Source organism: Chryseobacterium endophyticum (assembly GCF_056333165.1).
This window is the reverse complement of record NZ_JBWGXE010000004.1, coordinates 177,533-201,242: the sequence shown is the minus strand read 5'-3', so window position 1 is coordinate 201,242 and position 23,710 is coordinate 177,533. Positions and strand designations below refer to the sequence as shown.

19 protein-coding genes are annotated in these 23,710 nt (G+C 39.2%); 13 read left to right on the top strand and 6 right to left on the bottom strand.

Annotated elements, in window-relative coordinates; all coding sequences use genetic code 11:
* Nucleotides 1–15: 15 nt before the first annotated feature.
* The 11 genes from AC0N32_RS11250 to AC0N32_RS11200 all read left to right on the top strand — a co-directional run bounded on the left by AC0N32_RS11250 (nt 16) and on the right by AC0N32_RS11200 (nt 14,439).
* The gene (locus AC0N32_RS11250) at nt 16–567 is read left to right on the top strand and encodes an NADPH-dependent FMN reductase (RefSeq protein ID WP_476393955.1); all 552 of its coding nucleotides are present in this window, start codon (nt 16–18) and stop codon (nt 565–567) included.
* A 269-nt stretch (nt 568–836) separates the two neighbouring features.
* Entirely contained in the window at nt 837–1,829 is a 993-nt protein-coding gene (gene purM / locus AC0N32_RS11245; RefSeq protein ID WP_476393954.1) for a phosphoribosylformylglycinamidine cyclo-ligase, read from the top strand.
* 67 nt (nt 1,830–1,896) lie between these two features.
* A complete protein-coding gene (purN, locus tag AC0N32_RS11240; RefSeq protein WP_476393953.1) occupies nt 1,897–2,463 on the top strand; it encodes a phosphoribosylglycinamide formyltransferase in 567 nt (188 codons plus the stop codon).
* A gap of 309 nt (nt 2,464–2,772) precedes the next feature.
* Nucleotides 2,773–4,290: a bifunctional phosphoribosylaminoimidazolecarboxamide formyltransferase/IMP cyclohydrolase gene (gene purH, locus AC0N32_RS11235; protein WP_476393952.1), complete on the top strand. Its 1,518-nt coding sequence runs from the start codon at nt 2,773–2,775 to the stop codon at nt 4,288–4,290.
* Nucleotides 4,291–4,407: 117 nt separating this feature from the next.
* Complete coding sequence (purD, locus tag AC0N32_RS11230; protein WP_476393951.1) at nt 4,408–5,646, top strand: phosphoribosylamine--glycine ligase; 1,239 nt, start codon at nt 4,408–4,410, stop codon at nt 5,644–5,646.
* Nucleotides 5,647–5,798: 152 nt separating this feature from the next.
* Nucleotides 5,799–7,328 (top strand): glutamine-hydrolyzing GMP synthase, encoded by a 1,530-nt coding sequence (gene guaA / locus AC0N32_RS11225; protein ID WP_476393950.1) that lies wholly within the window; start codon nt 5,799–5,801, stop codon nt 7,326–7,328.
* 1,162 nt (nt 7,329–8,490) lie between these two features.
* Nucleotides 8,491–9,990 carry a nitrilase-related carbon-nitrogen hydrolase gene (locus AC0N32_RS11220; RefSeq protein ID WP_476393949.1) on the top strand — a complete coding sequence of 500 codons (1,500 nt, stop codon included), beginning with the start codon at nt 8,491–8,493 and terminating at the stop codon, nt 9,988–9,990.
* Between the two features lie 500 nt (nt 9,991–10,490).
* Nucleotides 10,491–10,928 carry a transposase gene (locus AC0N32_RS11215; protein ID WP_476393948.1) on the top strand — a complete coding sequence of 146 codons (438 nt, stop codon included), beginning with the start codon at nt 10,491–10,493 and terminating at the stop codon, nt 10,926–10,928.
* Nucleotide 10,929: 1 nt separating this feature from the next.
* Nucleotides 10,930–11,262, top strand: a complete 333-nt coding sequence (locus AC0N32_RS11210; protein ID WP_476393947.1) for a helix-turn-helix domain-containing protein — start codon at nt 10,930–10,932, stop codon at nt 11,260–11,262.
* A gap of 90 nt (nt 11,263–11,352) precedes the next feature.
* Nucleotides 11,353–13,002, top strand: a complete 1,650-nt coding sequence (locus AC0N32_RS11205; RefSeq protein ID WP_476393946.1) for an ABC1 kinase family protein — start codon at nt 11,353–11,355, stop codon at nt 13,000–13,002.
* A gap of 84 nt (nt 13,003–13,086) precedes the next feature.
* Nucleotides 13,087–14,439: a DEAD/DEAH box helicase gene (locus AC0N32_RS11200; protein WP_476393945.1), complete on the top strand. Its 1,353-nt coding sequence runs from the start codon at nt 13,087–13,089 to the stop codon at nt 14,437–14,439.
* Between the two features lie 75 nt (nt 14,440–14,514).
* On the opposite strand, the gene AC0N32_RS11195 is transcribed toward AC0N32_RS11200, so the two are convergent.
* The 5 genes from AC0N32_RS11195 to AC0N32_RS11175 all read right to left on the bottom strand — a co-directional run bounded on the left by AC0N32_RS11195 (nt 14,515) and on the right by AC0N32_RS11175 (nt 18,275).
* Nucleotides 14,515–15,168 carry a GDSL-type esterase/lipase family protein gene (locus tag AC0N32_RS11195; protein ID WP_476393944.1) on the bottom strand — a complete coding sequence of 218 codons (654 nt, stop codon included), beginning with the start codon at nt 15,166–15,168 and terminating at the stop codon, nt 14,515–14,517.
* A 61-nt stretch (nt 15,169–15,229) separates the two neighbouring features.
* A complete protein-coding gene (locus AC0N32_RS11190; protein WP_476393943.1) occupies nt 15,230–15,691 on the bottom strand; it encodes a lipocalin-like domain-containing protein in 462 nt (153 codons plus the stop codon).
* A 191-nt stretch (nt 15,692–15,882) separates the two neighbouring features.
* Nucleotides 15,883–17,046 carry an iron-containing alcohol dehydrogenase gene (locus AC0N32_RS11185; RefSeq protein WP_476393942.1) on the bottom strand — a complete coding sequence of 388 codons (1,164 nt, stop codon included), beginning with the start codon at nt 17,044–17,046 and terminating at the stop codon, nt 15,883–15,885.
* Nucleotides 17,047–17,258: 212 nt separating this feature from the next.
* Nucleotides 17,259–17,837: a hypothetical protein gene (locus tag AC0N32_RS11180; protein WP_476393941.1), complete on the bottom strand. Its 579-nt coding sequence runs from the start codon at nt 17,835–17,837 to the stop codon at nt 17,259–17,261.
* A gap of 33 nt (nt 17,838–17,870) precedes the next feature.
* The gene (locus AC0N32_RS11175) at nt 17,871–18,275 is read right to left on the bottom strand and encodes a hypothetical protein (RefSeq protein ID WP_476393940.1); all 405 of its coding nucleotides are present in this window, start codon (nt 18,273–18,275) and stop codon (nt 17,871–17,873) included.
* A gap of 459 nt (nt 18,276–18,734) precedes the next feature.
* On the opposite strand from AC0N32_RS11175, the gene AC0N32_RS11170 reads away from it, so the two are divergent.
* Nucleotides 18,735–21,269: a phosphoenolpyruvate carboxylase gene (locus AC0N32_RS11170; RefSeq protein WP_476393939.1), complete on the top strand. Its 2,535-nt coding sequence runs from the start codon at nt 18,735–18,737 to the stop codon at nt 21,267–21,269.
* A gap of 9 nt (nt 21,270–21,278) precedes the next feature.
* Complete coding sequence (locus tag AC0N32_RS11165; protein WP_476393938.1) at nt 21,279–22,028, top strand: hypothetical protein; 750 nt, start codon at nt 21,279–21,281, stop codon at nt 22,026–22,028.
* A 46-nt stretch (nt 22,029–22,074) separates the two neighbouring features.
* Here AC0N32_RS11165 and AC0N32_RS11160 read toward each other — a convergent pair whose 3' ends face one another.
* Nucleotides 22,075–23,685 (bottom strand): S8 family peptidase, encoded by a 1,611-nt coding sequence (locus AC0N32_RS11160; RefSeq protein WP_476393937.1) that lies wholly within the window; start codon nt 23,683–23,685, stop codon nt 22,075–22,077.
* Nucleotides 23,686–23,710: the final 25 nt, after the last annotated feature.

Below are 23,710 nucleotides of genomic sequence, written 5' to 3'. Positions count from 1 at the left end.
TTAAATAGAAAAACAATGAAAATTTTAGCCATAGCCGGAAGCAATTCCGAGACGTCCATCAATAAACTTTTGGTTTCTTACGCCGCTTCACTCATCGAAAACGCAGAAGTGGAAATCATCGATATGAATCAGTTTGAAATGCCGATTTATAAACATCAGCGTGAAGTAGAAAATGGAGTTCCCCAGCAGGCCGCAGACTTTGCTGCAAAAATCGACGCCGCAGATATTCTTTTGGTTTCGCTTTCAGAACACAACGGAACCTATTCCACAGCGTTCAAAAATGTATTCGACTGGACTTCCAGAATCAAAGACAGAGCCGTCTGGAATGAAAAACCCATGTTGTTGATGGCAACAGCTCCGGGAGCGAGAGGTGGGTTAGGTGTTTTGGAAGCCGCAGCTAAAAGATTTCCCCTTCACGGTGGAAATATTGTCGATACTTTTACCCTTCCGTTCTTCAACGATAATTTCGACAAATCGGCACAAAAAATCTCCAATGATGAGAAAGACAGTGAATTGAAGGAAAAAATCGCAAAAATTTCAGCCTTGGAAATTATCCTTGAAAAATAGATTTGAATATTAAGTTAAAATTAATATCTTTGCAAAAAGAAAAAAAGATGAATATTCAGACCACTTTTAAAGAATGTTTCTCAAAGAAAGGGAATGTTGTGGGCTCTGAAATTCTGAGATAATACAACGGCCGATAATCTACTAAGATTGTCGGCTTTTTTATTTTCAAAATTGAAATTTAAACATAGAAATAAATTGTGCCAATTTAGTGCATTACCAATGATTATCATTGGTAAATTGTTAAACTGATACACTGTTACATTAATAATATGAGCAACACTTACAAATCTGCAGGAGTAGACAAAGAAGAAGGATACAAAACCGTTGATAAAATCAAAAAGGCCGTTGGAGAAACTCACAATTCCAATGTTTTGAATCATTTGGGAAGTTTCGGAGCTTTCTACGAAATCGGAGGATACAAAAATCCTGTCCTGGTTTCAGGGACCGATGGTGTGGGAACTAAGCTTAAAGTCGCTTTAGATTCAAAAAAATATGATTCTATCGGGGTAGACTGTTTCGCCATGTGTGCCAATGATATCCTTTGCCACGGTGCAAAACCATTATTTTTCCTCGATTATCTTGCCTGCGGAAAGCTAGATTCCGAAATTGCTGCAGAAATCGTTTTGGGAATGGTGGAAGCTTGTAAAGACAACAACTGCGCACTGATCGGTGGAGAAACTGCCGAAATGCCGGGAATGTACCAGCCGGGAGATTACGATGTAGCGGGATTCTGTGTAGGAATTGTTGAAAAAGATCAGATTATCGACGGTTCGAATATAAAACCGGGAAATAAAATTATTGCATTGCCAAGTTCAGGATTCCATTCCAACGGATTTTCACTGGTAAGAAAAGTTTTCCCTGATTTCAACGAAGAATTTGAAGGAAAACCTTTGTATGAAACACTTTTGGTTCCTACAAGATTGTATTATAAAGATATTCATAAAGTTCTTGAAGAAGTGAACGTATGCGGAATTGCCCACATCACCGGTGGCGGTTTATACGAAAACGTTCCGAGAATCATTCCTGAAGGCTTATGTGCTTCTATTGATGCTTCAAAAATCAATATTCCTACCATCATGCTTGAACTGGAAAAAAGAGGAGGTGTAACCCGCGAAGAGATGTTCGGAACCTTCAATATGGGAGTCGGAATGATCGTTGTGGTAGATGCAGAACATGCTGAAAAAGTGCTTCACCTTTTAGATGATGCTTACGAAATCGGAGAAATCACAGAAGGAAGCGAAAAGATTAATTTGAAAATTTGACAATTTATCAATTAGATAATGTTTCTATTTCATTTTCAAATTAACTCATTTTCAAATTGACTCATTAATGAAAAACTTAGTCATACTCGTTTCAGGTTCGGGAACCAATCTTCAGCGAATCATCGATACTATTGACAGCGGAGAAATCCCGAATGCAAAAATATCTTTGGTCGTGGCCGACAGAGAATGCTACGGACTTGAAAGGGCAGCAAAACATAATATAAAAAGTATCCTGATTCCGAGAGGAAAAAACTTCAGTGCCGAGCTGGCCAAAGTTATTCCCGGAAATACAGACTTAATCGTTTTAGCAGGATTTTTATCCATTCTGAAACCTGAATTCTGTGAAAGCTGGAAGAAAAAAATAATCAACATTCATCCGGCATTGCTTCCGAAATTCGGAGGAAAAGGAATGTGGGGACATCATGTACATAATGCGGTGATTGAAGCGAAAGAAAAAGAAAGCGGCGCTACGGTGCATTTCGTAACCTCAGGAATAGATGAAGGAGAAGCGATTCTCCAGAAATCATTCGAAATCACAGAAAATGACACTCCAGAAACCGTAGCGGAAAAAGTTCATTTAATTGAATATGAAATTTTTCCGAAAGCAATAGATCAAGTATTAAGTAATAATTAAACCGTAATGGTTAACAACCGAAAAATTCCCCTCCTTTGGAGGGGTGGCAAAAATTAAGAAGTAATTTTTGACGGGGTGGTTAAACATCATTTGCTAAGTATAAACTGAATATTCACGACATAGTCTGGTCTTTGAGACAATATTCAGAAATAAAATATAGTCTTAGCTCGCTTTGCATTAAAAGCAATAATCAACACATTTAGATTTATTATTTCGAAAAACAAGAAAATCTAAGTAAAAATAAGTTCGGAGGTGAAAGACCCGGACACAGTTTGAAATAGCTGTAAAAAGTAAAAAATTGAAAGTAAGATGAGCAAAAAAAGAGTTTTAATCAGTGTTTCTGACAAAAACGGGTTGATCGAATTCGCGCAGTTTTTGGAAGCCCAGAATTACGAATTGATTTCTACAGGAGGGACATTCAAACATTTGAAAGATGCTGGTTTAAATCCGATTCAGATTGATGAGGTTACCGATTTTCCTGAAATGTTGGATGGAAGAGTGAAAACATTACACCCGAAAGTTCACGGTGGATTGTTGGCAGTTCGTTCAAACGAAGAGCACATGAATACCGTTCAGCAACACGGAATTGGTCTGATTGACATGGTGATCGTAAATCTTTATCCTTTTTTCGAAAATGTGAATAAAGATATTTCGCTTCACGAAAAAGTTGAATTCATCGACATCGGAGGTCCTTCCATGCTTCGTTCTGCGGCTAAGAACTTTGATTCTGTGACGGTCATTACGGATGTGGAAGATTATGCAGCCGTAAAAATCGAAATGGAGCAGAACGGCGATACCTACATCGAAACCCGTAAAAAGCTTGCCGGTAAAGTATTCAATCTAACCTCTGCTTATGATGCAGCGATTTCAAGAATGCTTTTGGAAGAAGATTATCCGACTTATTTAAATGCTTCTTACAAAAAAGTTTCCGATCTCAGATACGGTGAAAACCCACATCAGACAGCGGCTTACTATGTTTCCACTTTTGAGAACGGGGCCATGAAAGATTTCGAACAGTTGGGAGGTAAGGAATTGTCTTTCAATAATCTTCGCGATATGGATCTTTGCTGGAAAGTCGTTACCGAATTCAAAGAAGAAATGGCATGCTGTGCCGTGAAGCACTCAACACCTTGTGGCGTTGCCATCGGAACTTCAGCACTGGAAACTTATCAGAAAACTTTCGAATGCGATCCGGTATCCATTTTTGGCGGAATTGTTGCAATGAACTACAAAATCGATGCGGCTACAGCTGAAGAATTAAATAAAACTTTCCTTGAAATCGTTATGGCTCCTGAATTCGATGAGGAAGCTTTAGAAATTTTAAGAAAGAAGAAAAATTTAAGAATTATAAAAATCGTAAACCCTGTTTCCGATAAGCAGACCTGGGTGAAGATCGACGGAGGAATTTTAGTTCAGGATAACGACAGTATCTTCTCAGATGATATCAAAGTGGTAACTGAAACTCAGCCAACAGAAGAGCAGAAAAAAGCATTACTATTCTCTCAGAGAGTTGTGAAATATGTGAAGTCTAATGCAATTGTGGTTTCCAACGGTATTCAGGCTTTCGGAATCGGTGGCGGACAGGTCAACAGAATCTGGGCTACGCAACAGGCGATCGAAAGAGCAAAAGAAAAATTCTCGGGAGATTTGGTGTTAGCCTCAGATGCATTTTTCCCTTTCCGTGACGTTGTAGATTTCTGCGCTCAGGAAGGCATCACAGCAATCATCCAGCCTGGCGGAAGTGTAAAAGATCAGGACAGCATCGATGCAGCCAATGAGCACAAGATTCCGATGATGTTTACCGGGATCAGACATTTTTTACATTAATGGTAAAGCAAGTGGCCTCTGGCTATTGGCAATTGGCTAAAATTATATTTTGAGATTGTATTTATAGCATTCAAAATTATATATTTGTAAATTATAGACTAGATAATTAAATAAAGTATGAGAATATTAATCATAGGTGAAGGTGGAAGAGAATCTGCTTTGGCTGCTAAACTTCAGGATGATTCGAGAATTACTAAGATGTTTTTCGCCAACGGAAACGCTACTACTGATGTAATAGGAAAAAATGTTCATTTATCGGAGATTAAAGAACTGAGAGATTTCGCAATCAAAGAAAAGATCGATTTAACGATCGTTGGTCCCGAAGCACCGCTGGTAGCTGGTCTGAAGGATGAATTTAAAAAACACGATCTTAAAGTTTTTGGTCCCGCTCACAAAGTGGCAAGCCTGGAAGGAAGTAAGGCTTTCTCTAAAAAATTTATGCAGACCTATGATATCAAAACGGCAAAAGCTGAAGTATTTGATTCATACAATGACGCTAAACAGTATGTTCAGACACAGCAATATCCTCTTGTAATTAAGGCGAGCGGACTGGCTGGAGGAAAAGGTGTCGTGATTTGCGATACGCTGGAAGAAGCGGAAGCGACCATTCATGATTTCATGATCAGAAGGATCTTTGGAGATGCCGGAATCCGTTTAGTAATTGAAGAATACCTTGAAGGCTTTGAAGCCTCAATTATTGCCTTCTCAAATGGGGAAAAACTTTTCCCTTGTGTTGCTGCCAAAGACTATAAAAAAGCAGGAAATGGAGATACAGGACCTAATACCGGAGGGATGGGATGTGTCGCTCCAAGCCCCGAATTTACGCAGACACATTACGAAGACTTTGAAAAAAATATCATGCAGCCTACGCTTAATGGGCTTAAAGCAGAAGGACTAGGTTTTAAAGGAATCATTTTCTTCGGATTAATGGTCACCAAAAACGGAACCTATCTTCTGGAATACAACATGAGATTCGGAGATCCTGAAACTCAGGTGTTAATGGCCTTAATGGAAAACAATCTCCTTGATGTCATCCAGGATTGTATGGACGGTAAAGAGATCGAACTTAAATTTAAAGACGAAAAAGCCGTGTGCCTGGTAATGTGCTCAGGAGGTTATCCTAGAAATATCGAATTAGGTTTCGAGATTGTAGGAGAAGATAAAATGAAATACAGCAAGCTTTTATATGCAGGTGCCATCAGGAAAGGTGATAAAGTAGTTTCAAACGGAGGCCGGGTTCTCAATATTGTAGCTACCGGAGCAACTTACGAAGATGCCCGCAAAAAAGTCTACGAAGACGCAAGTCACGTACATTTCGATTACGGCTTCTACAGAGAAGACATCGGAAAGTTCTAACATAAATCACGAAAAAAGATTTGGAGAAATCCAGGTCTTTTTTTGTAAAGAATTTAATAGCAGTAAGCTTTAAGCTATAGGCGAAAAGCTTTAAACAATTACAAATGCCTACTGCTTTCAGCCTATAGCCTAAAGCATTAATAATAATTAAAATGAATAACGGTATTATCATATTAGATTTCGGATCACAATACAACCAGCTTATCGGAAGAAGAATCCGTGAGATGGGAGTATATTCGGAAATTTTACCTTTCAATACATCATTACAAACAATTTTAGAAAAGCAACCAAAAGGAATTATCCTTTCAGGAGGCCCAAGCTCTGTCAATGCAGAAAATGCCCATCTGGTTCAAAAAGAACTGTATGAGCAGGGAATTCCTGTGTTGGGGATCTGTTACGGAATGCAGCTTACAGCCCATCTTTTAGGCGGAAAAGTGCATAAAGGCGTAAAAGGAGAGTATGGAAAAGCACACCTTGAAATTGTAAAAGAAAGTTCTTTATTAAAAGGCGTTACCAATAACTCTGTCGTTTGGATGAGCCACTTCGATGAAGTAGGGCAGCTGCCTCCCGGTTTCGAATTAAATGCAGAATCAGGCGTAATAGCTTCCATCTCAAACGAAGATAAAAAAATCTATTGCGTACAGTTCCACCCGGAAGTTTCTCATACGGAAGAAGGCGGAAAAATGCTTGAAAATTTCGTATTCGGAATCTGTGATGCAGAAAAAAACTGGAAACTGACCAATTATATCGACAAAACAGTTGCAGAAATCCGTGAAAGAGTAGGAGACCAGAAGGTGATTCTTGGACTTTCGGGTGGAGTAGATTCCTCTGTGGCGGCCGTATTGATCCACAGGGCAATCGGTGATCAGCTGACATGTATCTTTGTTGATACAGGCCTTTTAAGAAAAGACGAAGGCAAAAAAGTAATGGATAATTACGGAGAGCATTTCCACATGAACATTAAGCTGGTGGATGCTAAAGAAAGATTTTTATCAAAATTAGCAGGGGTCGATGATCCGGAAGCCAAAAGAAAAATTATCGGAAACGAATTCATCCATGTTTTTGATGAAGAATCTCATAAAATTGAAGGCGCAAAATTCCTGGCACAGGGAACCATTTATCCCGATGTCATTGAAAGCCAGTCGGTGAACGGCCCTTCTGCCGTCATCAAATCCCACCATAATGTGGGCGGTCTTCCCGAAGAAATGGAATTTGAACTGCTCGAGCCTTTAAGAGAATTATTCAAAGACGAAGTAAGAAAAGTAGGGGAAGAATTAGGAATCCCTCATCACTTGGTACACAGACATCCTTTCCCTGGTCCTGGTTTGGGAATCAGAGTGTTGGGAGCCGTAGATGCCGAAAAAGTAAGAATCCTTCAGGAAGCCGATGATATTTTCATCGAAGAATTATATAAAAATGATTTATACGAAAAAGTTTCCCAGGCATTCGTGGTCCTTCTTCCGGTAAAATCGGTCGGCGTAATGGGCGATGAGAGAACGTATGAATACACAGCCGTCGTTCGTTCTGCCAATACCATCGACTTTATGACCGCAACATGGAGCAGACTTCCTTACGAGTTTCTGGATACCGTTTCCAGCAGAATTATCAATGAAGTAAGAGGTATCAACAGAGTCGCTTACGATATCTCAAGCAAACCCCCTGCAACCATCGAGTGGGAATAATTTTGACTTGAATTTTAGATATACATCCTGCCTTCGGGCGGGATTTTTTTGTTTAAAACCTTTCTAATAAACAAATGATCAATAAAATATTCAGGACGATTAAAAAACAGTATATAATTTTAAAGATGATATGCTTATGAAAGATAAGATAATTTAATCCGAGAGATCCCATTAAATAAACATAAATAAGAGCTTTTACTTCCTCAAAGCTTATATGAGAAACAGAAAATAAATTTAAATTATATGAAAGATTTATCACAGAATTTTTATAAAATATTTTCAAAACAGAAATGATGACGACAGTAATCAACTGAATTAATGGGTAAATTCTCATAGTTTTAGAATAGTTCTTACAATGTCTTTTTGAATTGCTAAAATGTATTTTAACAATTTTCTCTAAATTTAAGTAAAATAACACCAAATTCAAATTAAAATAAAAGTGCTTACTTTTAGGATTATTAGGAGCTGGCAGGGTTTATGAAAAGAGTTTATTAAGAGATGTTTTGAATAGGTTAGGTGAAAAATATAGAAACTCGAAAAATTATTTCCTCTGATACAGATTTATATACAAAATCGTATATAAGTTTCGGCTAAAGCCCGATACTACTGATTCGTATTGTAATAATGAAAGCATAATATTTTTTTATCCCGAACTAACCTTAAACTTATTTAGCATGGACGTCGAAGCATCGGTGATTATCTTGATGTTGGTTTAGATATTCGCAATGTTAAATTAAATGTTCGCTCCGTCATTTTATATTTTAGCAATGTAAGTTTAAATATTACCGATGTAGCTTTAGATATTAGCATGGTCATTTTATATTTTAACAATGTAAGTTTAAATATTAGTGGTTTAGCTTTAGATATTAGCATAGTCATTTTATATTTTAACGATGTAGGTTTAAATATGAGCAACTATCTCTATGAATAATTTGCTAAATAAAGCAAAGCACAATAATCTGTGAAAATCCGTGAAATCTGTGGTTAAATCCCAATAAAAATTTTTACTCGAATGTGTTCTTCTATTTTCAATACTAAAAAAACTATCTCTGTGACCCATGTGTCAAATATCTTTCACATCCTCTCAATAATGCGATGAAAAATATTCCGATGCACGGGAAAATATCAAATTTTTCTTTAATTTTAGATAAAATTACATCAAATGCAAATAGAAACAAGACCACTGACCGTACAGGATTATGATGAACTGGTCGTTACCATGAAGAGGGCTTATCCTCAAATGTCAGAATCAATCTGGTCAAAAAGAAGCATCGAAAAGCTCACCACGATATTTCCAAAAGGTCAGATTTGTATCACCGTAGACGGGAAATTGGCGGCTGTGGCGCTTTCCATTATTGTCAATTACAATGAATTTGGGGACGATCATACATACAGTGATATCACGGGCAATTATACATTCAATACCCATTCTTCCACGGGCGACGTCTTATACGGAATTGAAGTTTTCGTAGATCCGGAGTTCCGCGAACTGAGATTGGGCAGAAGATTATACGACGCCAGAAAAGAACTGTGCGAACTTTTAAATCTGAAATCAATAATTTTGGGTGGCAGAATCCCGAATTACCATAAGCACAGCGAATTATCACCCAGAGAATACATCAGGAGAGTTCGGGATAAGGAAATCTATGATCCTGTTTTGTCATTCCAGTTATCCAACAATTTCCTGCCGATCCGGGTTTTAAAAAAATACCTTCCGGAGGACGAATCTTCAAAGGAAAATGCCGTGCTCCTTCAGTGGAACAATATCTATTACAGCAAAAAGCCCAACACCATGCAGGACAGCATCATCAGGCTTGGTCTTGTTCAGTGGCAGATGAGGCATTTTAAAGACATCGATGCGTTCTACGAGCAGTTAGAATTTTTTGTAGACGTGATGGGGGATTACAAGGCAGATTTTGTGCTCTTCCCGGAATTGTTCAATACGCCGTTGCTCGCCCCCTTTAACAAGCTTTCCGAGCGCGACAGCATGATTGAGCTCGCAAAACTTACCGATGAGATCAAGATGAAGATTTCTGATCTCGCTATCAGCTACAATGTAAATATTATCTCAGGAAGCATGCCCGTTTTCGAAAACAATGAATTGTACAACGTAAGCTATCTCCTGCACCGCGATGGAAGAACCGATGAATACCGTAAAATTCACATTACCCCCAACGAAAGGAAATACTACGGGATGAAAGGCGGAAATGAAATCAGAGTTTTCGATACCGACTGCGGAAAGATCGGTCTGGTGATCTGCTACGACGTAGAATTTCCCGAACTTCCGAGAATCCTTGCCGACCAGGGAATGAAAATTCTCTTCGTTCCGTATCTTACTGATACCCAGAATGCTTATATGAGAGTGCGTCATTGCGCTGCGGCCAGAGCTATAGAAAATGAATGTTATGTCGCTATAGCGGGTTGTGTAGGCAATCTTCCGGGTGTCAATAATATGGATATTCAATTCGGGCAGGCAGCTGTTTTCACGCCGTCTGATTTCGCATTTCCCTCTAATGCCGTCAAAGGAGAGGCAACACCGAATACGGAAATGACTCTTATTGTCGACGTAGATTTAAATCTCCTTAAAGATCTTCATCATCATGGTTCTGTCCAGGTCATGAAAGACCGCAGAAAAGATCTTTACGATACCTATCTGAAGTAATTTTCACCTTTTAAAAACAAAAAAAATTAAATTCCTCTCCAGGCGGGAGGTTTTTGTTTTTACAATAAATCAAAGTCTAATTATTCTGATTGCAGATATGCTTATCATTGAGGAGTTGCAGGCCGATTTGTGGTATATGCCTAGCAATCACCTGATTTATCGATAGTATAATTATAATTTTTACCCACTGATATTAGTTAAAATGCTCGGGATATTAATATTTAAATATCAATATTTTAAATATATTGTATTATTATTTTGTTTTAATTAAATTTGTAAAAATAGTTGAGCCTAACTGCAGCTAATAGTACACCCTAATTTTAATTTTAAAAAAAACAAAAAATCATAAAATAAAACCATGAAACAATCTACTTTAATAAATCTTTATTTGGTGATAAAACACTTGAAAAGGACCTCATAAATTGAACAAATTATCATATTGATTTATTCAGCAAAAAACTAAATACACCATATTTTTTCACATTATTATACCAATTAGGATGAAATTTGACTATAAAGAAATACACATCGGAAGTATCATACAGACACGTGTAGCAGACACAGGAACTGATCTGGAACGAATTTGTAAATTCATGAAATCCACAAAAGATCAGATTGAAGAGATGTACCGGTCGAAAAGTCTCGACAGCGATATTCTCATGAGATGGAGCAAACTCCTGGAATATGACTTTTTCAGAATATATTCCCAGCATCTTATTCTGTATGCGCCGCCTTCCAAAGTCGATAAGCAGGAAGAAAAAAAATCACAGCTTCCCAACTTCAGGAAAAGCATCTACACCCGGGAAGTTATTGATTTTATTGTTGAACTGATCGAAACCCAGGAAAAAACAATGCCCCAGATCGTTAAAGAATACCGGATTCCCAAATCCACCCTGCACCGCTGGACTAAGAAATATGGAAATATTAACAATGACTAAAATGAAAAAGAATACTTCCCAGCCCGACTTTAAAAGAATATATACCGACATCCTCGAAAAAAAATTTCCGGAAAAGAAAAAGCTTTGTGAAAAAATCTTAAGCAAGAAAACACTTTCTGAACTTGACGTCATTGCCATAAACAACATCATTTTTGCTCCCGTATCAAAGGACATCATAAAATCTAATCAGCAGCACCGGTCTTACAGCAAATCAACCATTATTAAAATTCTTGAATTCCAGAAACAGCACGGTCTCAATAATACGAAGCTGGCTCTCCACTACAAACTGAGCCGCAATACCGTTTCCAGATGGAAAAAACTTTTTGTCGTATAAAACCTTATCGGTATATTTGAGAGACCATTTTAATCCCTTAGGAATAATTTTTGAAATATTTGTGGCTTGTTTTTCTTATTTTTATAAATTATGTTCGACAAGCAACAAAGAAAGCTGAAAAGATCTGCAAAACTGATTTCCGTACTAAGTAAATACGGATTTAAAGATCTTTTGTCAAGGATGAACGTGGGCAACAAGCCCGCTGAGATCTCCGGCGACCCGGAAGAAATTATTTCAAAAGGAACGGTGTACGAAAGGATACGACTCGCCCTGGAAGAGCTTGGTCCCACCTTTGTAAAACTTGGGCAGACATTCAGCAACAGGGAAGATCTGCTGCCGCCGGAACTGATTCAGGAGCTGCAAAAGCTTCAGGATAAGGTAGACCGCATCGAAATGAATGTTCCCGAGATTCTTGAAAATGAATTCAATATCATCATCGCCGATTACTTTTCGGAGATCGAAAAAGATCCGTTGGCAACGGCTTCTATTGCGCAGGTCTACAAAGCCAGCCTTTCAGATGGGAGCCCGGTTATATTAAAGATTAAAAAACCTGATGTACAGGCCGTTATAGAAGATGATCTGTTACTCATTAAGGATATTGAAAAGCTGATTTCTTCCTATTCTGAAATCGGCGAAAAGCTTAATCTGAAACAGGCCATTTCAACATTTGAAAGATCTTTGATGGAAGAAGTTTCACTCATCAACGAAAAGGAAAACATTCTTCAGTTTAAAAGAAATTTTAAGAACAGTAAAGAAACCTATGTCCCGCAGGTTTATGAAGAATTTTCCAACAATAACGTGCTCTGTATGGAGTTTATTGACGGAATTAAAGTTACCGATAAAACAACACTCCTCGAACATTCTATAGATCCCGTCAATATTTCTGAAACAGGTTTAAGGCTTTTTGTGTCCCAGATTCTGGATTACGGTTTCTTTCATGCAGACCCTCACGCCGGAAATATTCTCGTTAAAAAAGATGGAAAAGTAGTGTTCATAGATTTCGGGGCCGTTGGAAAAATTCCGCCTAATGATAAAGAGATCCTCGAAAATCTTATTGTAAGCTTTGTCGCCAAAAATCCCCACAAAATTGTGCGGTACCTCAAGAAAATGGCAGTCAGCTACCAGATTCCCGACGAAAGAAGGTTTGAAGGAGATGTGGAAGATATCCTGGATTTCGTTCACAGGACTTCGCTTAAGGAAATTGATCCTCATGCCATTATGAATAAAATGAAAGATGTTCTAAAGGATAACCGTCTTTACATGCCCGATTATTTTTACCTGTTGTTTAAAGGAATAGGGTTAATAGAAGGCGTTGGCCGAACCATAAATCCGGATCTGGATGTCGTGAAAAGCTTACATCCCTACACAAAAAAAATATTTGCCCGGAAGATCAGTCCGCAGAATCTTTTAAAAACCGGGATGGACAAGATGATGAATTTCACAGACAATGTCGACGAAATCCCAAGAGAATTACGCTCCGTTCTGCAGAAGCTGGATGAAAATAAATTTACGGTTTCAAGTGAAATCAAAAATATAGAGAAGACCAACCAGCTTATCAAATCCGGAATTGTTAATCTTATTCTAGCAATGGTTTTAGGAGCGAATATGGTTGCAACGGCAATTGTTTTTGTTTCAGAAACAGGGCCTAAAGTTGGCGAAATGTCGCTGGTAGCCGTACTGGGATTTATATTTTCGGTTTTTCTGACGATAATTATTTTGTTAAGGATAACAAGAAAATAAGTTGAAAGCTAAAGTTTAAATACGGACTTAGATCATTAGTTTAAACCTTAAATTCCACAAAAATTAATTGCCTATCTTTGCAAAATGGAAAAACTCACTTTTGCAGATTTTGACCTTCCGGTTAAAATTCTTGATGTTTTAGCAGATCTGGAATTATTCGAACCTACCCCGATTCAGGAAAAAAGCCTGAAGCCGATTCTTTCAGGACGTGATGTCATGGGAATCGCACAGACCGGTACCGGAAAAACACTGGCTTATCTTTTGCCTGTTCTCAAAACCTGGAAATACAATAAAACAGGAAATCCTACGGTTCTTATTCTTGTGCCCACAAGAGAACTTGTAGTGCAGGTAACGGAAATTCTTGAAAAGCTTACGGAAAACATCACAGCAAGAGTGATCGGAATCTACGGAGGAAAGAATATCAATACACAGAAATTATTGTTTGATGCAGGCTGTGATATTCTTGTAGGAACGCCGGGTAGAGTGATGGATCTGTCCATTGACAATGCCATTTCCCTGAAAGAAGTGCAGAAGCTCATCATTGATGAATTCGACGAAATGCTGAATCTCGGATTCAGACCTCAGCTGACCCACATTTTCGAAATGATGAAGGGAAAGAGACAGAATATTCTCTTCTCAGCTACCATGACGGAAGCGGTGGATGAGATGCTGGATCAGTATTTCGCAAGCCCGGTCGAAATTTCACTGGCAAAATCAGGAACGCCGCTGGAAAAAATTGAGCAGACCGCCTATAAAGTGGAGAACTTTAATACCAAAATCAACCTCCTTGAATATTTGCTGAAAAACAATGCAGATATGTCTAAAGTATTGATCTTTAACAATAACAAGAAAAATGCGGATCTCGTTTTCAATAAAATAGAGGAGCTTTTCCCAGGCCAGTTTGATGTGATCCACTCCAATAAATCGCAGAATTACAGGCTCAAAGCCATGAAAAGTTTTGAAAATGAAGAAATAAGAGGACTCATTACCACGGATGTCATGGCGAGAGGACTCGATATTTCGAATATTACCCATGTGATCAATTTTGAAACTCCTGATATTCCCGAGCAATATATCCACAGGATCGGGAGAACGGGTAGGGCAGATAAAGATGGTAAAGCAGTGACGTTCGTGACCAAAAAGGAAGAACCGCTTATTCTCGATATTGAATTGTTGATGGATAAAGAATTGAACTTCATCGATTTTCCTGAAGAAGTTAAGATCAATCCTAAAAAAATTGCTTCTGAAGAAGAACAGGTCGTGATGAAAAATCCTGCCCAGGTTAAACTGAATGATGGCGGCGGTGCTTTTCATGAAAAGAAAGCTAAAAATACTAAAGAAAACTGGGGCGGACCTTCCAAACGGAAAGCACCTAAGAAGTTTGGAGCCAACAGGGCTCAGCAAAAAGCCATCTCGAAGTCTAAGAGAAAGAAATAATAAAACTCCCGAAATTTTCGGGAGTTTTTGTGTTATAATATGTAAAATGATGCTTTTAGCAACATTTACTTACTACTATTTTATATAAGGAAGCATTACCGATTTCCACAGCGCATAGCCTTCCGGAGTCATGTGAAGCATATCTTCTACAAACAGGTCTTTTCTCACGTTTCCATTGCTGTCCTGCATCACTTTTGTAATGTCAATGAATTCGGCATTCGGCTCTTTTTTCATGAAAGCGGCAATTTTTTTATTGGCTTCCTTCATCTGCGGCCATAGCTTTTCGCGGCTCGGAGAATATTTGATAGAAATATAATCTACCTCAATCTTCGGAAATTTAGTCCTTATTTTTTTGTAAAATGTTTTAAACCGTTCTACCACCACATCCGCCTTTAATTTATCGTCGTCTGCAAAGTCATTCTCGCCACAGTAGATAATAATCTGTTTGGGCTGGTAGTTTAAAAGATCGTTTGCATAATAATTAAGATCCGTTAACCTAGAACCTCCGAATCCTCTGTTGATGATCTTTTTGTCGGGAAAATAATTGGCGACATCCTTCCATTTTGTGAATGACGAGCTTCCTACCAAAAGAATGGCATCTTTGGGAGGAGGAGTTTCCTGATCCTGTTTCTTGAAATTCTGGATGTCCTGCCAGAACATCGGCTTTTTTTCCTGTGAAAAGAAAAGGGCAAAAGTCAGCAATAAAAATGCTGATAACATCTTCTTCATTGTTTAATCATTTAAAAATTTCTGTCCATAAAAAACTCCCGAATGCCGGGAGTCTGTTTTTTTATCTTTTGTAAGAAATGTAGGTGTAATCTATCACCTGATCTCCGTCCTGATCAATATTGCCGAACATTTGTTTAAGCCTCATCTCAGAGCTGGTAAGCACTACTACCTGGTATTTTCTGGGGCTGTCATTGGTATACTTTATGGTAAGATTTTTGGTCTCAGTATCGTACTCATAAGTTCCCTCGGATTTGCTGGCAACCTGGCAGTTTGTTCCTGTTCCGGCATATGCGGTATAAGCCGTGTAATAATCTGTGCGGTACTCTGTAATATTGTTGGCACTACATCCGGTAGGAACATAAGTATCGATAACGGTTTTATTATCTGCTCCTGAAATTACTTCTGTCTTACTGGTTTTCCATTCACCTTTCATCATATCCATTTCATAACCCTGCATATCATCATCATTACATGAACTAAGCGCTAACGCAGAAAAGGCAAATAAAAGTAATTGTTTTTTCATTTTCACAAATTTAAGAATATGCTAAAATATAAATAAATTTGAAATATCTCTAATGAATTTAAGGTTTTTTAAACGAATGTTTGTAAACAAAATACTTTTTCAGTAAAGCGAAGATGAAAGAAGAATATTTATACTCAGTATAAATCAATTTTAAATAAACTTCCATCATCCGTCTTCATACGCTGGCTTTATTAATAGCTCATTTCTACAATCTGGCGTGCGTCCTGTGGAGTCAGTTTTCGGTATTCGCCGAGACCCGTCCAGTTTCTTTCGGTGAAAGCTTTTTCTACCCTTTCTGCAGTACCTTCAAAATCTTCTGTGTACTCGGAAAGTTTCGTCTGGATATGCAGGCTGTGGAAGAATTCCTCCATCTTTTTGATGCCCAATTCCGCTTTCTCTTCGATGCTTCCGTCTTTTATTCCCCATACTCTCTCGGCATATTGGGCAAGCTTACCTTTTTTAGTCTCAAAATTATAACGGTAATGGGATGGCGCAATAATGGCCAGGGTTCTGGCATGGTCAATACCGAAATAGGCGGTCAGCTCATGGCCCATGGCATGTACGGCCCAGTCGGTGATTACCCCTTTCTGGATCAGTCCGTTCAGTGCCATCGTGCAGCACCACATGAAGTTTCCGGCGGCTTCATAATCAAATTCATCTGCCAGCACTTTCGGAGCGGTTTCCTGCAAGCTGATCATAATGCTTTCTGCAATTCTTTCCTGAAGATCTGCAGACGATGGAGCGGTCATATATTGTTCCAGAACATGGGTGTACGCATCGGTAAGTCCGTTCACGATTTGTCTGTCAGGGATGGTTTTAACCACTTCAGGATCCAGTACCGAAAACTGTGGGAAAAGTCCGGGACCTCCGGAAGAAAGTTTCTCATTGGTTTCCCTTCTTGAGATCACATAGCCTGAATTCATTTCCGAGCCGGTGGCCGGTAAGGTAAGCACCGTACCGAAAGGCATGCCTTCTCCTTCAAACGTGCGTACCGATTTTCTCAGGATCTCCCAAGGCTCACCCTCATAGTTGGCGGCGGCAGAAAGGAATTTGGTTCCGTCGATGACAGACCCTCCGCCCACGGCCAGTAGGAAAGTGATTTCTTTTTCTTTGATGAAATTTAAAGCATTAATAAGCACCTCGTACTCAGGATTGGCAGGAACTCCTCCCAATTCATACACATCGTGGTCCTTCAAAGCCTCTTTTACCTGGTCGTAAACACCGTTATTTTTGATGCTTCCGCCACCATAAATAAGTAATATTCTGGCTTCAGACGGGATTTCTTTGGAAATTTTAGCGATTTCACCTTTCCCGAAAAGTATTTTGGTTGGATTTTTAAACTCGAAATTAAGCATTGTTCTTAAATTTATTTTAACCCAAATTTAAGCAATGGATCGTGAAATAACCGTTAATAAAGTTTTAAAATTCTAATGATTCATTTTTATTAAAATTATCACGTCATAAAAAACTTCACAAGCAGCCGGAAAATAATCTCCCGTAGATAATGGTAATTACGTAGATTTTAATAAAGAAGATCCGCTCAATCCGCTCAATCCGCGGGAGTCATTCAGTAAGTTCCGATCGTTTTTACCTCGTGCCTTCCCGTTTTTCTGTTGATTTTAATCAAAAAAGATTCCTTGCCGGCAGCATTGTTGTTAAGCTTGGTGAGATAAAGAGAAATGTATTTATCATCTGTTTTATAAGAGCTGGCGGATGGGTTCGTGCTGTCAACGTAATATCCATAGGAGTTGGCGATCAGCAGAGCTTCCGGGAGATTGTCTACCGGTCCGATAAAGTTTCTGAGTTCCTTTTCGGTGGAGAAATATTTCGTTCTTCCATTTTCGCAGGCTAAGATATATGAAAAGCAGTCTTCCCCCAGGCACTTCTGAAAAAATCCTTTTTCCGGCGCCGGGTCATTTAAAGTCATAAAATCCGGGGCTTGGCTTTCATAGATCACCGCTTTGTCGGGATCGGGATTATTGCGGAGCACCGACCAGTAATCGTATTTTTGATCCGGAACGATAAAAGGAAGAAGCAATTCCGGATTGTCTAGGATCTCCGGGATTTTTTTACAATCGGCAGGAACCGGGTTCTGACCGAAAAAAAGGCTGGAGAAGAATAGCAAAACCGGAAATAATATTTTCATGCGGGTATTTTTTTTACAAATTTGAAATATCGGTTACTGGAAAATGATTTGGTAATAACCGTTTTCATCCTTTACATCAATTCCTACGCCGGTAAAAGTCAGTTTGTTGATCTGAAACCCGTCACACCCACTGTTGAATTCCGATGACTGTATCGAGAAATCAAAAAGCTTGACGTTTGAGTAAAATTTATAATTTTTGGTTCCGTCGTAGGCGCCGACATTTTCAAGAAGTACCATGTTGTCGGAGGTTTTCGTCAGCTGCACCCCAACATGGTTTTCATCCTGGATGGCAAAAGTAGTAAGCGTTCCGTTGGCGATCAGATTTTCCCCGTCAGCATTTACAAATTCAAAAACCACCGGCTGGGGAGCGTTGTAACAGTCTTCACCGCAGGCCGTGAAAAGGAGAAGAGGAAAAAGGAATAGGATTAGTTTTTTCATAGAATTGATTTTGCGATAAGTAAAAGTAATTATTTAAGTTCTTCCGTCAAAATTATAGGTGAAGGAGTTATCAAACCGGTATTTTTAGCCTTAATATAAACCTTAAGTATATAATTATTAACATTAAACAGATAAATATTAACTTAAAGTATATTAATCTACGTGTTAAGCGTAGAATAATATATTTAAAGTGTATAATAATATGCATAATGCTCATGAAGATATACTTTAAGCATAGAATTGTATACTTAAAGTATAAAAAAATAAACTTAAGGCGTATAAAAGTGAACATAAAGTATATAAAAATACGTCTTAGGTGTATTTTTAATGTAGAGATCATTGGTTTTTTCTGCCTTAAGGAACGGTTTCTATAAAAAATATCTGAAAACAGGTTAAATAAGTGTAAACAAGTTCAAAACAGCATTTGAATTAAAATCAAAATCTCCTACATTTGTTATTATGATACACGACCAACGCGCAGAAAAATTCAGGCAGATCGTGGAAAATAAGTTCCAGATCTACAATTCATTGTTTATGAGCCTGCCTTATGATAAAATGACCAATATCGGGATGCTGCTTCCGTTTCTTTGTGAAGAGAGTAAAGCCGGGTACGAAGCCGGAAAAACGCCCGAGGAAATCGTTGAAGAATTCTTTGAAAGCCATACCGATCTGCAGACCGACGAGCAGAAGCTTGAGCTGCTTTTTAAAATCATCCAGTACATCGAGAGACAGGTGGTTTTGTTCGACAGTATTGAGGATGCCGCGTTTCCCAACCTGCATTCCGACAGTGATAAAGGCACGGTGACCAATCTTTACGAGCATTCGCTTCAGGATCATAAACTGGAGGAAGTCCGGCAGAAGCTGAAGGATTTTACCGTTAAAATCGTTTTTACGGCGCACCCTACCCAGTTTTATCCGAATTCTGTGCAGAGAATTCTGCATGATCTCAGAAATGCCATCACGACCGACTCCATCACCAATATCGATATGCTGTTGCAGCAGCTGGGAAAAACACCTTTCGTCAATAAAGAAAAGCCGACGCCGATCGATGAGGCCATGAGCATCATTTATTATCTGAGATATGTTTATTACGATACGATCGGAGAGCTTTTTACAAAAATTAAATCAACTTTCGGGAATGATCATTTCCATCTTCATGAAGACCTCATTCAGCTTGGTTTCTGGCCGGGGGGTGACCGCGACGGCAATCCTTTCGTAACGGCAGAAGTCACGAAAAGGGTTTCTGAAGAACTTCACTTTGCGATTCTGAAAGCCTATTACAATAACCTGAAATCGGTAAGGAGAAGACTGAGTTTCAGAGGGGTTTCCGAAGTGCTCACCAAACTGAGCAACGAGCTGTATGCAGCCATCTTCAGAAATGCAGCCATCACGGCAGAAGATATTATCAGGAGAATTGATGAAGCGGAAAACATTCTCGCAGAGCAGCATAATTCATTGTTTATCGACCTGCTCACCGATTTCCGGGATCGCGTAAAGATCTTCGGGACCCATTTTGCCACGCTGGATGTGCGGCAGGATAGCAGGATTCACCAGAAGGTCATTGATGAAGTTTTTGCTAAGCTGAACGGAACTCCCGAAGCTGATTACGAGGAGAAATTCAACAAACTGATTCAGGTTTCGGAGAAAGTAAATCCTGATAACTTTGAAGATATCGTTAAAGACACCCTGCTTATGGTTTCACAGATCTCCGAAATCCAGAAACTTAATGGCTCAAGAGGGATGAACCGCTATATCATTTCCAATTCCGATGCGGTAAAAGATGTAATGAATGTGTATGCATTTTTCAGGATCTGCGGATATCAGGATGAAGAGATCAATATGGATATCGTTCCGCTTTTCGAAACCATGGAAGGCCTTGCCAATGCAGAACGTGTGATGAATGAATTGTATCAGAATCCAATTTATAAAAAGCATCTGCAAAGACGCGGAAACCAGCAGACGATCATGCTTGGCTTCTCAGACGGAACCAAAGACGGCGGCTACCTGAAAGCCAACTGGGAAATTTATAAAGCTAAAGAAGTCCTTACAAAATTGTCCGAAGAAAGCGGAATTAAAGTGGTCTTTTTCGACGGCAGGGGCGGACCTCCGGCAAGAGGCGGCGGAAAGACCCACGATTTCTATGCTTCACAGGGGAAAACCATTGCCAATAATAAGATCGAATTGACGATCCAGGGACAGACTATTACCAGTATTTTCGGAAATAAGGAGCAGGCCAAATATAATTTTGAACAGCTTTTAACGGCAGGCGTAGAGAACGACGTCTTTAAAAATTCAAAAAAAGACCTTACGGAAAAAGAAAGGGCTTTGATCATCGAATTAGCGGACATCAGCTATAAAAAATATTCAGATTTAAAAGCTCATCCGATGTTTGTCCCTTATCTTCAGGAAATGAGCACGCTGGAATATTACGGGAAAACCAATATCGGCAGCCGCCCGTCGAAAAGAGGTGGAGGCAATGAGCTGAAATTTGAGGATTTAAGAGCCATTCCTTTTGTAGGGTCCTGGTCGCAGCTGAAGCAGAACGTTCCGGGGTTCTTCGGTTTCGGTTTTGCCATGCTTCAGATGAAAGAACAAGGGAGATTTGATGAAGTAAGAGAACTGTACAAAGGCTCGGATTTCTTTAAAACGTTAGTATTAAACTCGATGATGAGTATGAATAAAACGTATTTCCCTTTGACCTATTACATTAAGAATAATCCTAAATTCGGAGCTTTCTGGAATGTTTTGTTTGATGAATATAATCTTTCCAAAAATATCATGCTGGAACTTACGGGTTTCAAAATGCTTCAGGAAGAAGATCCGCTTTCGAGGAAATCGGTGAAGATCAGAGAAAGAATTGTGCTCCCGCTTCTGAGTATTCAGCAATATGCGCTGATGAAGATCCAGAAGGGTGAAGGAAACCGGGAAGCGTATGAAAAGCTTGTGACCCGTTCTTTATTCGGGAATATCAATGCGAGCAGAAACTCGGCTTAATGAATTAAGATGAAGAACTTATTTTTTTCAATATCAGTTACCGCATCTTTACTTTTGTTTGAAGGGTGTAAAAAAGAAACTGAACAGAGCAAGTTGCCACCGGCTGCCAAAAATGAGGCGTTATCGGTGGAAAAAGCTTTGGACGATCATGTAAAATCGGGTGAAAAAAAATCGCCATCCGATTTTGTCCCGAAAGGATTTGTCGTTTTCGATACTATTGAAGGCGATCTTAATAATGACGGCCGCAAAGATTATGTGATGATCATCAAAGGAACTGAAAAAGATAAGATCATCACCCATGAATACCTGGGAAAGCTGGACCGCAACCGCCGTGGAATTATTGTTTTGTTTAAGACTGAAGACAACAGCTACGTGAAAGCCGTTGAAAATAAAAGCTGTTTTTCGTCTGAAAATGAAGACGGCGGCGTTTATTATGCTCCTGAACTGGAAGTCTCCATCGAAAAGAATAATCTGTACGTGAATTATATGCACGGCAGATATGGATACTGGGCGTATACTTTCAAGTACAGAAATAATGATTTCCAGCTGATTGGCTACGATTATAGTTATAACCGCGGGCCGATCGTGCTAAGCGAGACGAGCATTAATTTTTTAACGGGCAAAAAACAGTTTAAAGATAATATCAATAAAGACGTGGAAGACGCGGATGAGGTCTTCAAAGAAACCTGGTCTACAATCGATCATCAGAAACCAATTCTTTTATCTGAAATCAAAGATTTTGACAAGCTCGAATTTTAGCAGCCCATTACATTGAAAAACCTCTCGTTCTGAGAGGTTTTTTGCTTTATTCTTTTATGAATTTTTCGTAATAAACTTTATCTTTTGTCCGGATTTTAAGATAATAAACGCCTTTCGGGAAATCTTCAACCTTCACGGATTTTTGATGGCTGGCTTTCGTAATGAATCTTCCCAGGTTGTCATAAACTTCCAAAGCTACAACTTCACTTTCCGAAGCGACATTCAGAATGTTTTTGGCAGGATTCGGGAAAATAGCGATGTTGTTTTTCTTTACCAGATCGGAAGTGTTTAAGACATTGTTGTAGAAACTTCCAAAATTCAATATTCCAAAGCCCATCTGATCCGAATGATTGGGATAAAGGGATGCGCTTTGTCTCAGCCTGTTCCTCATGAGATCCCTGTCCATGGTTGAAAATGCCTGGATGAGACAGGCTACCCCTCCCGCTGCAATCGGAGTAGCGATGGATGTCCCGCTCACGATAACCGTTGAATTGTCATTATTAACGGTGGTTGCTAAACTGCCTCTCGCACTGGCATCCGGCTTTATGGCACCTGTAGAATTGGGTCCGTAAGAAGAAAAATCGGAAGAAGCTCCGGCTGCATCTACAGAACCGATGGAGAAGACTTTGGCATTATCCGCCGGGGTCATGATGTAGTGCCAGGGCTGCGTACCGGAATTGCCGGCAGCAAATAAAACAAAAATCCCTTTGTTGACGGCGATCTCAGCACCTCTGGCAATGAAAGAGGTACTGCCGTTCATATTGCTGTACGTATAATTATATTTCGGGTCATCAAAAGTTGAGTAGCCTAAAGAAGTGGTAATCATATCGACTCCTTTTCGGTCTGCTTCTTCAGCGGCTTCGATCCAGTAAAGCTCTTCTTCAGGGATTTCTACGGTGGCATTTTCGCTTCGGTAAAGGTAAAAATCGGCATCCGGGGCAGAACCTGCAAAAGTATCCTGTACATATCCTCCGATGGCTCCCAAAACCACGGATCCGTGAGCATTGAGGGAAGTATTGTAAATATCTGTTCCTTTTGTTACAAAATCGTATCCGCCTTTGATGTGGTTATTGGCCCATAATCTTGCATAGGCTGAACCTGTATTTACATTGGGGAACCCGGCATCAATCACAGCGATTGTTACGCCTGTTCCGGTATAGCCGGCAAGATGCAGGGGGCGAAGATTGATCTGATCAATCTGCTGAGCGCCTGAACCGTAATCAAAAACCGTTAAATTTTTATTGGCAGTACTCGTTGGATCTTCCCATTTGTTGATATTTTTTATTTTGGGAACGCCTGATGTATTTTTAGCAAAACTCTCCACGGAGTTGACATAGGTTTGGCCCTCCAGGAGTGTTATCTGTGCGGGAGTAGCGTTTACGGCGACCCCATTCAGCCATTTTGAATAATCAGTGACTGTAAATCCGAGATTTTGAATGTTGGTAATGTATGAATGTTCGATGGGCGCATCCTGGTCATTCAGGTTTACACCCAATGCTGTCCGGCGATCAAGCGATTTTTGGGAAAGCTCTGAAAGTGGATTGGCGTAAAATGTACTTTTATTGGGTTTATCTTTAAAAAACACAAAAACAAGCGATGTCTGTGCAAAACTTACCGAGTAACCCGACAGAAGAAAAAATAGTAAAGTTTTTTTCATAAGAATATTTTTATATAAAGATAAA